9 protein-coding genes, 1 other RNA gene and 1 pseudogene are annotated in these 8,715 nt (G+C 71.7%); 7 read left to right on the top strand and 4 right to left on the bottom strand.

What is annotated here, in order from left to right; all coding sequences use genetic code 11:
* The 5 genes from IE312_RS35510 to IE312_RS35490 form a co-directional block, all read left to right on the top strand.
* The coding region (locus tag IE312_RS35510) for a hypothetical protein (protein ID WP_370467681.1) at window positions 1-256 on the top strand (256 nt) is incomplete at its 5' end.
* 152 nt (window positions 257-408) lie between these two features.
* Entirely contained in the window at window positions 409-1,428 is a 1,020-nt protein-coding gene (locus IE312_RS35505; RefSeq protein ID WP_229900835.1) for an amidohydrolase family protein, read from the top strand.
* Window positions 1,425-1,808, top strand: a complete 384-nt coding sequence (locus tag IE312_RS35500; protein ID WP_189986434.1) for a Rieske (2Fe-2S) protein — start codon at window positions 1,425-1,427, stop codon at window positions 1,806-1,808. Before IE312_RS35505 ends, IE312_RS35500 begins: the two co-directional genes overlap by 4 nt.
* 96 nt (window positions 1,809-1,904) lie before the next feature.
* Entirely contained in the window at window positions 1,905-2,990 is a 1,086-nt protein-coding gene (locus IE312_RS35495) for a class I SAM-dependent methyltransferase (RefSeq protein ID WP_189986426.1), read from the top strand.
* 70 nt (window positions 2,991-3,060) lie between these two features.
* Entirely contained in the window at window positions 3,061-4,071 is a 1,011-nt protein-coding gene (locus tag IE312_RS35490) for a class I SAM-dependent methyltransferase (protein ID WP_229900834.1), read from the top strand.
* A gap of 61 nt (window positions 4,072-4,132) precedes the next feature.
* Here IE312_RS35490 and rnpB read toward each other — a convergent pair.
* The 3 genes and pseudogenes from rnpB to IE312_RS35470 form a co-directional block, all read right to left on the bottom strand.
* Window positions 4,133-4,535: RNase P RNA component class A (gene rnpB / locus IE312_RS35485), an RNA gene on the bottom strand.
* A 115-nt stretch (window positions 4,536-4,650) separates the two neighbouring features.
* Window positions 4,651-5,367, bottom strand: a pseudogene (locus IE312_RS44220) (DMT family transporter); the annotation flags it as partial.
* A gap of 59 nt (window positions 5,368-5,426) precedes the next feature.
* A complete protein-coding gene (locus IE312_RS35470; protein ID WP_189986422.1) occupies window positions 5,427-6,275 on the bottom strand; it encodes a helix-turn-helix domain-containing protein in 849 nt (282 codons plus the stop codon).
* A 126-nt stretch (window positions 6,276-6,401) separates the two neighbouring features.
* On the opposite strand from IE312_RS35470, the gene yaaA reads away from it, so the two are divergent.
* Complete coding sequence (gene yaaA, locus IE312_RS35465) at window positions 6,402-7,184, top strand: peroxide stress protein YaaA (RefSeq protein WP_189986420.1); 783 nt, start codon at window positions 6,402-6,404, stop codon at window positions 7,182-7,184.
* Between the two features lie 68 nt (window positions 7,185-7,252).
* On the top strand, window positions 7,253-7,915 hold the full coding sequence (eda, locus tag IE312_RS35460) for a bifunctional 4-hydroxy-2-oxoglutarate aldolase/2-dehydro-3-deoxy-phosphogluconate aldolase (protein WP_189986418.1): 663 nt from the start codon (window positions 7,253-7,255) through the stop codon (window positions 7,913-7,915).
* Here the strand turns inward: eda and IE312_RS35455 are convergent.
* The coding region (locus tag IE312_RS35455; RefSeq protein WP_229900833.1) for a histidine phosphatase family protein at window positions 7,887-8,715 on the bottom strand (829 nt) is incomplete at its 5' end. The genes eda and IE312_RS35455 overlap by 29 nt on opposite strands.

Raw genomic sequence — 8,715 nt, 5'->3', positions numbered from 1 at the left:
CAGCATGGCCTGGGCCTACGGCCTGCTCGACAGCTCCCAGCGCAGTGTTCTGCGGCAGCTCGTGCGGCTGCCCGAGGAATTCTCCATCCGTGACGTCCTGGAGAGCGCCGCCGACGGCGACACACCCAGCTCCGGGACTATCGACATTCTTTCGGATCTGGTGGATTTCTCCTTGCTCCAGGTCAGGCGGAACCGTCAGTACGCCTACCGCATTTCTGGAATGATGAGCGAGTACGTCGGCGCTGTCTCCGCCTGAACCGCTACGTATCAACACCGCTTTTCTCAATTTCCTCGCCGAGTCTTCCATAAGCACGAGGAGACCCTATGACGGTCACTGCAGACGGACATGAGCAGAAAGCGGATACGGCGCCGCAGCTCGCACCTGTCATCGATACCGACGTTCACGAGATGATTTCCGGGCCGAGATTTCTCTTCTATATTGACGAGCCCTATCGGAGCAGAATCCACATCAACAACTGGACGGGCACCCACCTGCCCTACACATGGCCCACCACCGGCGGAGTGGCCAGGCCGGACACGATCCGGACGCCCGGTGAGCGCGCGGGCGGCGACCTCAACATGATGAGGGAGCAGCACCTCGACCCGTACAACATCAAGTACGCCCTGCTCACCGGTCTGCTCTACCCCACCGAATTCAAGGTCCAGCCCGACTTCGCCACCGCGATCGCGCGCGGTTACAACAACTGGCTGATCAAGGAGTGGCTGCGCAAGGACGAACGGTTCCTCGGCTGCATGCACATCGCGGCCCAGGACCCGGCCTCCGCCGTCGCGGAGATCGACCGCATCGGCCCCCATCCGAAGATCGTGCAGATCATGCTGCCGGCGATGTCCCACGACACTCTGGGCCGGGACTTCTACCACCCGATCTACGAAGCTGCCGTCCGCCACGACCTCGCCATCGGATTCCACCACGGCACCACCACCGAGACCGCGGTCGGCCTGCCCCCGTACTTCATCGAGTGGCACACCGCGGCGGCCCAGGCCTGGCAGTCTCAGCTGATCAGCCTGGTGGCGGGCGGGGTGTTCGACAAGTTCCCCTCGCTGCGGGTGGTCATGGTCGAGTCCAGCTGGACCTGGCTGCCGCATCTGATGTGGCGGTTCGACAAGAACTACCGGGCGCTGCGCCGCGAGATCCCCTGGGTCAAGCGGCTGCCCAGCGAATACATCCGTGAGCAGGTCAAGTTCACCACGCAGCCGATGGAGAACCCGGACAACCCCCAGCACCTGCTGGACATGTTCGAGATGGTCGGCACCGACGAGTTCCTGATGTTCTCCTCGGACTATCCGCACTGGGACTCCGACAGCCCCGAGCGCTCACTTCCCTCCTGCTTCTCCCCCGAGTTGAAGCAGAAGATCCTCTACGACAACGCCGCCAAGTTCTACCGGATCGGGGAGTACGCACGATGACGACCGCTGCCCGTGCCGCCGGCCGTACCCGCCACGAGGTGTGTCCGGTCGGTGAACTCCCGCCCGGTCACATGCGCCTGTTCACCACGGGCAGGCGACGCATCCTCGTGGCGGCCTTCCCGGGCGGCGAGTACCGGGCCATGTCCGACTACTGCCCGCATCACGGAGCCTCGCTCTCCCAAGGGCAGCTGGAACGGATGTGGCAGGCAGGACCGGACGGCCGGCACATGCCCGACCCCGACCGCTGGGTGGTCGTGTGCCCCTTCCACAACTACGAGATCGATGCGCGCACCGGCTGCCCGGTGGTGAAGCTGGGCCGCTCCCGTGCGGCCACCTACGACGTGGCGGTCGAGGCCGGCACGGTCGTGCTCTACATCTGACGCGAGGGGGGATCGATGGCAACGGTGGACACTCCCGCCGGTGCAGAGGAAGACGGCGGGGCATCGGACAGGGCGGCGTCGCCGCCGGGCGGGTCCTTGCCACGCCTGGTCGACAGCACGAAACTCATCGGCGACCCCCGGGACAGCGCCGTCGTACGGGCTTCGCACCGTGTCTACGAGCACTTGGTGGCGATGTTCGCACCCGGCCTGATCGAGGCGGCGTTCGACCTCGGGGCGTTCGTCGCCCTGGCGGACGGCCCGGCCGGCGCGGCGGAGCTGGCCGAGCGCCTGGACGCCGACCCGCTGGGTGTACGGGTGCTGCTGGACGGGCTGTCCTGCTACGAGATCGTGTACCGGGAGAGCGCCCCGGAGGGGGGCCATCGGTACCGGCTCGCCGACGGCATGGCCGAATGCCTGCTGCCGGGCGGGCTCTACAGCCTCGCGGGCAGGATCCGGTACGACCGGGCCATCGGCTGGGACGCCTGGCGCGACCTGGCCCAGCACGTCAGGCACCCGGCCCGTGACGATTCCGGGGCCTACCGCGCCAACCAGCTCTCGGCCGAGGACTACGAGTCGGTCGCCCGCGGCATCAACTTCTGGGCACCGCCCATCGTCGAGGCTCTGGCGGGGCTGCTGACGGACACCGGCTGGAAGGAGGAGACGCCCCGCTCGATGCTGGACGTCGGCTGCGGGACCGGCATCTACAGTCAGCTGCTCCTGCAGCGGTTCAAGGAACTGACCGCCACCGGTCTGGACGATCCCCGCATCGTGCCCATCGCCGAGGAACAGGCCCAACGGCTGAATGTGGGTGCTCGGTTCAGCCCGGTCTCCCAGGACTTCTTCCAGCAGCCATGGCCCGGCGGCCAGGACCTCGTCCTGCTCGTCAACATCTTCCATCTGCAGACGGCCGACGGTGCCCAGGAGCTCATGCACCGCGCCCGTCAGGCGGTACGCGAGGACGGGGTGGTCGCGATCGTCGACCACATCGTGGACGACGACAGTGAGCCGCACTCGCCCCACAACCGTTTCTTCCGCCTCTTCTCGGCGTCCATGCTCGTCACCGGCGGCGGTGACAGCTTCTCGCTCGCCGAGTACGACCAGTGGCTCGAGCGGGCGGGCCTGTGCCGGACGGCACTGGTCGACACGCCCATGCACCGCATTCTCCTCGCCCGGCTCACATGACACACCCGGCAGCCACGCCGGGCGGGCGCTACCTGCTTGCTGTATCCCCTCTTCGTTTGGAGGCAAGGACGTGACCGAAAACATGGTGGTGGAGGCGGCGAGAATGACGCCCTCCGACATCTTCAACGCCAGCGTTGCCTCGTCCGCGATCGGCGCGGCCTGGGAGGCCGGCGCTCTCGACGAGCTGGCCGACCACGACAAGCTCGACATCGCCGAGTTCGCGGAGCGCCAGGACCTGGACCCGTCGGCGGTCGAGGGCATGTTCCAGGCCCTGGCGAGCGTGCGCATCGTGCAGCGCAGCGCCGGAATGGTCTTCCCCGACGTCAACTTCGCCGAGGTCTTCCGGGCCAAGGCCTTCTACCACTGGCTGTCCCGGGGCAGTGCGGCGCTGTTCGCCGACATGCCCGCCGTGCTGCGGAACGAGAACCGGACCGGGCAGTTCTACCGGCGCGACTCCTCCGCGATAGCCGTCGCCTGCCGGGACATCAACGCCAACTTCTTCGACCCGGTCTTCCACGGGGTCGTGGACAAGCTGGAGTTCACCAAGATCGCTGACCTCGGCTGCGGCAGCGGGGAGCGGATCATCAGTGTGCTGCGCGGCAACCCGGATACGACCGGGCTGGGTATCGACATCGCCGAAGGCGCCCTGAGCGTGGCCGAGGAAGCGGTCCGGGAATCGGGCTTCGACGACCGGATCTCGTTCATCCTGGACGACGCCACCGCGCCCGCTCCGCATGCCGAGTTCGCCGACGTCGACCTGCTGACGAGCTTCCTGATGGGACACGACCTGTGGCCGCGTGACAACTGCGTGGCCTCGCTGCGCCGGCTGCGGGCGGCCTTCCCCAACGTCCGGCGGTTCCTGCTCGGGGACACGGCCCGGACCACCACCATCCCGGACAGCGAGATCCCGGTCTTCACGCTGGGCTTCGAGGTGGCGCACCGGATGATGGGCGTCTATCTGCCGACCCTGCAGGAGTGGCGCGGCGTGTTCGAGGAGGGCGGCTGGCGGCTGGTCGCCGAGCACCGGGTGGAGACCCCGGCGGACAGCGTGATCTTCGAGCTGGAGCCGCTCGCTTCCTGACGCGCGGACGCGCCGAAGGCGCGGTGACCTGCGACCGCCAGGTGTCCCACGTAGGGGGCGGCAGACGAGTCGGGCTGTACGCCGGGTTCTGTTCCCCGGGTTCCTCGCGGAGCCCGGGGCGACGGCCATCCATCTAGGGCCGGCGTTGCCGCCGGCCTCGTGCGGTCTACCCGCGGACTCGGGCGGGCAGCCCTCGGTCGTCCGCGCAGAAACACCGGAGTGCTTCCTCTTGACCTTGCTCCGGGTGGGGTTTACCTAGCTGCCCAGGTCACCCTGGGCACTGGTGGTCTCTTACACCACCGTTTCACCCTTACCAGGGGCCGGAGCCCCGGGCGGTCTGCTTTCTGTGGCACTGTCCCGCGGGTCACCCCGGGTGGCCGTTAGCCACCACCCTGCCCTGTGGAGCCCGGACGTTCCTCGGGAAGCCCCCTAGGGGGACTCCACGCGGCCGTCCGCCCGGCTCGTCTGCCGTGCCGACCATGGTACCCGGCGCGGACCGGGCCGCGGACCGGCGGCGGTGGCCAGGACCGAGCCGGCCAGGATGAGCGCGAACGCGGCGAGCACCGGCAGGGTGAGCGGCTCGTGCAGGAACAGCGCGCCCGCGGCCACCGCGACCGCCGGGTTGACGTACGTGATCACGGTGGCCCGGCTGGGGCCGGCCTCCCTGATCAGCTCCAGGAACGCCACGAAGGCCACCGCGGTGCAGATCACGCCCAGTCCGGCCAGGGCGGCCAGCACGGTGGGCCCGGGCACCGCGGACGGGCGGGTCAGCGCGGCGGCGGGGGCGTAGACCAGGGCGGCCAGGGTCAGGCAGGCGGCGGTCAGGTGGAGGGACGGGACCTCCTTGAGGCGGCGGGCCGCGATCAGGGGCGCGCCGGCGTAGCCGAGGACCGTCAGCAGGACCTCCAGCAGGGAACGGGCGTCGCCCCCGGTGAGGTGCGGCAGGGTCAGGACCGTCACCCCCGCGAGGCCGAGGGCCAGGCCCGTCACGCGGCGGACGCCGAGGTGTTCGGTGTCGCCGAGGAGCCGGGCCAGGAGCACGCCGACGATCGGCACGCCCGCGATCAGCAGGCCCGCCGTCGAGCTGGACAGGTGCCGTTCGGCGTCGGTGAGGGTGAACCAGGGGATCATGATCTCCAGGACCGCGAAGGCCAGCAGGGGCCGCCAGTGGGTCCGTACCGCCGTGCCGAAACCGCCCTGGCGCAGGGCGAACGGGAGCAGCAGGAGCGCGCCGAGCGCACAGCGCGTGAACACCACCACCGGCGGGGACACCGCGTCCACCGCCACCTTGATCATCAGATAGGGAATGCCCCAGACCACTCCCATCAGGGAGAACAGGAACCAGCCGCGTGCAGTCATGCGGCCGAGTGTCGGCCCCCGGGGCCCGGCCCGTCTTGAACGCTGTTGCGATAGGCGGCGGGCGTCACCCCGAGCACCCGGCGGAACCAGCGGGTCAGGTGCGCCTGGTCGGCGAAGCCGACGAGGGCGGCCACCTCGGCGGGGCGCAGGCCGCTCTCCAGCAGGATCCGCGCCTTGGTCACCCGGTGCTGGGCGAGCCAGGCGTAGGGGGGTATGCCCATCGTCGTACGGAAGGCGCGCAACAGCTGGTAGCGGGAGAGGCCGAGGTCGGTGGCGAGCAGGGCGAGGGAGGGCGGGTCGGTGAGTTCGTCGGCGAGGCGGTCGCGGACCGTGCGGGCTATGGCGGCGGCGCCGGGAACGCGGCCGGCGGCCGGTCTGGCGGTGGAGTGCCGCCGGGCGAGCGCGGTCAGCAGCCACGGCAGGGCGGATTCGGCCTGCAGGGGGTCGGGGCAGGCGCTCAGTTCCGTATGGGCGGCGCACAGGGCCGCGGCCAGCGCGGGGTCGTCGACGAGGGGTTCGCGGAAGTGCGGCAGCCCGTCGAGGGTGCCGTCGGCCAGCAGGGACGGCTCGGCGTACAGGGCCCGGTAGGCGTAGCCGTCGGTGGGGTTGCCGGGGCCGCCGGTGTGCATCTCGCCGGGTTCGAGGACGACGATGCGGCCCGGGCCGGTACGGATGTGGCCGCCCCGGTAGTCGATGACCTCGGAGCCGCCGACGCAGACCCCGATGGTGTACTCGTCGTGGGCGTGCGGGGCGTAGACGTGCCGGCGGAAGCTCGCGGTGAGCAGGTCGAGCGGCGGCCCGCAGCGGCCCAGCCGGGCCCGTGTCCACCGTGCCTGTTCCCCCATCGCAGCCTCCCCTGGCGACGCCCCTGCCGGGGTGCAACGCCGTGGGGCCCCGTTTCATGCCGTGGCCGGGGCGGGCGGGCCGGCGCCGGCCCGTACCCTGGCGGAGGTCTAGGTGAGGAGTACGTGTTGCTGGTCCTGTTGCCGCCCTCGGAGGGAAAGGCGAACTCGGGCGAGGGCGCCCCGCTGGAGCTGGGGTCCCTGTCCCTGCCGGGGCTGACCGCCGCCCGGGAGGCGGTGCTCGGCGAGCTGGTGGAGCTGTGTTCCGGGGACGAGGGGAAGGCCCGCGAGGTGCTCGGGCTGAGCGAGGGCCTGCGGGGCGAGATCGCGAAGAACGCCGGGCTGCGCACGGCCGGCGCCCGCCCCGCCGGCGAGATCTACACCGGTGTCCTCTACGACGCCCTGGGCCTGGCCACGCTGGACGCGGACGCCCGGCGCCGCGCGGCCGACCGGTTGCTGGTGTTCTCCGGGCTGTGGGGCGCGGTGCGGGTGACGGACCGGATCCCCTCCTACCGCTGCTCGATGGGCGTGAAGCTGCCGGGGCTGGGCGCGCTGGCCGGGCACTGGCGGGCTCCGATGGCCGAGGTGCTGCCGGCGGCGGCCGGGACGGGTCTGGTCCTGGACCTGCGGTCCTCGGCGTACGCGGCGGCCTGGCGGCCGAAGGGCGAGGTGGCCGGGCGGACGGCGACGGTCCGGGTGCTGCACGCGCCGACCCGGAAGGTCGTCAGCCACTTCAACAAGGCGACCAAGGGCCGGATCGTGCGCAGCCTGCTGACCGCCGGGCCGGCGCCGCGGGACCCCGCCGAGCTGGTGACGGCGTTGCGGGACCTGGGGTACACCGTGGAGGCCGAGGCCCCCGGGAAGCCGGGCAAGGCCTGGGCGCTGGACGTGCTGGTGGACGAGGTCCACTGAGCCACCGGCCCATTGCAACATACGCAACGCTCATTGCGTGCACTGCACCCGCTGGGCACGATGAGGGCATGACCTCGCCGCTGCCCTCCTCCCCGGCCGGCTCCGTGCTGGACCTCGCCCCCGTCCTGCCCGTCGCGGTGCTCGCCGACGCCGCCGACGCCGTACCGCTCGCGCGGGCGCTGGCGGCGGGCGGGCTGCCCGCGGTCGAGGTCACCCTGCGGACCCCGGCGGCGCTGGACGCCATCCGGGCGATCGCCGAGCGGGTTCCGGAGACCGTGGCGGGGGCGGGCACGGTGACCACACCCGAGCAGGCGCGCGCCGCCACGGCGGCCGGGGCGCGCTTCCTGGTCAGTCCCGGCTGGACGGAGGCGCTGCTGGCGGCGATGCGCGGGTGCGGGGTGCCGTTCCTGCCCGGGGTGTCGACCGCCTCGGAAGTGGTGGCGCTGCTGGAGCGGGGGGTGCGGGAGATGAAGTTCTTCCCGGCGCAGGCGGCGGGCGGCACGGCGTACCTGCGGTCGCTCGCCGGGCCGTTGCCGCAGGCCCGGTTCTGCCCCACCGGCGGGATCGGCCCGCAGACCGCGCCGGAGTACCTGGCCCTGCCCAACGTCGGCTGTGTGGGCGGGAGTTGGATGATCCCGGCGGAGGCGGTGGCCGCCGGGGACTGGGGGCGGATCGAGCGGCTGGCGCGAACCGCGGCCGGGCTCAGGGGCGCAGGTGCGAGGTGTCGTTGAACAGCCGTACGCTCGCGTTGCCGTCCGCGTAGTACGCCACCGCCGACAGGGAGGCCGCCGACAGCTCCATCCGGAACAGCGACTCGGGCGGCGCGCCGAGGGCGAGCCGGACCAGGGTCTTGATCGGGGTGACGTGCGTGACCAGCAGGACCGTGCGGCCCGCATGGGCCGCGACCAGCTTGTCGCGGGCGGCGGCGATCCGGACGGCCGTCTCGGCGAAGCTCTCGCCGCCGCCGGTGGGGTGGGCCTCCGGGTCGGCGAGCCAGGCGTCCAGGTCGTCCGGGTGGCGCTCGCGGACCTCGGCGAAGGTCAGGCCCTCCCACGCGCCGAAGTCCGTCTCGCGCAGCCCGTCCTCGATCGTGACGTCCAGGTTCAGCCGGGCGGCGACGATGCCGGCGGTCTCGCGGGTACGGGCGAGGGGGGAGGCGACCACGGCCTGGACCGTGCCGCGCCGGGCGAGTGCCTCCGCGACCCGGTGCGCCTGCTCCCGCCCGGCGGCGGAGAGGGCGGGGTCGGTGCCGCCGCTGCCCGAGAAACGCTTCTGCGGGGTCAGCGGGGTCTCGCCGTGCCGGAGGAGGACGAGCGTGGCGGGCGCACCGAGGTCGGGGGCCGCGCTCCAGCCGGGGGTGCTGGGGAGACGCCGCTCACCGGGCGCCGCCGCGGCCTCCGCCCCGCTCACGGCACCCGTCCCGCGCACGGCCCCGCTCTCGCGCACGGCCCCGCTCTCGCGCACGGCACCCGCTCCAGGTACGGCACCCGTCTCGCGCACGGCACCCGCTCCAGGTACGGCACCCGTCTCG

It is taken from the genome of Streptomyces capoamus (assembly GCF_014654935.1).
Taxonomy (GTDB): Bacteria; Actinomycetota; Actinomycetes; order Streptomycetales; family Streptomycetaceae; genus Streptomyces; species Streptomyces capoamus.
This window is presented reverse-complemented; position numbering and strand designations above follow the sequence as displayed.